The sequence below is a fragment of the Bacillus cereus genome (assembly GCF_002567495.1).
In the GTDB taxonomy this organism is placed as follows: Bacteria; Bacillota; Bacilli; order Bacillales; family Bacillaceae_G; genus Bacillus_A; species Bacillus_A cereus_AQ.
The window spans coordinates 1-399 of sequence record NZ_NVAP01000119.1 but is presented as its reverse complement, the minus strand read 5'-3'; the positions used below and the strand labels follow the sequence as shown (position 1 = coordinate 399).

Sequence of the window (399 nt, the reverse complement as noted above, 5' to 3'; positions counted from 1 at the left end):
TATACACTTCGAATTCTGCATCTGATAATACTTTCGTTTTATCTTGTGCATCTACTTTTACGATTTCGAATTGACCTGTTACTTTTTCGTTCGTCACTTCTTGTTTTACTACTTCATTCGCGACAACATTTACGTCTACTGTCACTTCTAGCGCTTTATAACCTTCTGGCGCTTTCGTTTCTTCTAACGTGTATTTTCCTGGCACTACGTTTTCGAATTTCACAACACCATCTTTATCTGTTGTTTTCGTTTCTCCAACTACTTGACCAGATTCATTCTTTAATTTAAACTCTGCGCCTGCTAGAACTTTTCCACTTTCTGCATCCTTTTTGATTACTTGTAAGCTTCCTAGTTCTTTTGCATTTTCTACTTGTACTTCTACTACTTTGTTTGCTTCCA

At 36.3% G+C, this 399-nt stretch carries 1 protein-coding gene; it reads right to left on the bottom strand.

Annotation, left to right across the window (positions count from 1 at the left end; translation table 11 throughout):
- Positions 1-399, bottom strand: a 399-nt coding sequence (locus COK05_RS30655; protein ID WP_255290377.1) for an MSCRAMM family protein, incomplete at both ends; no start/stop codon positions are given.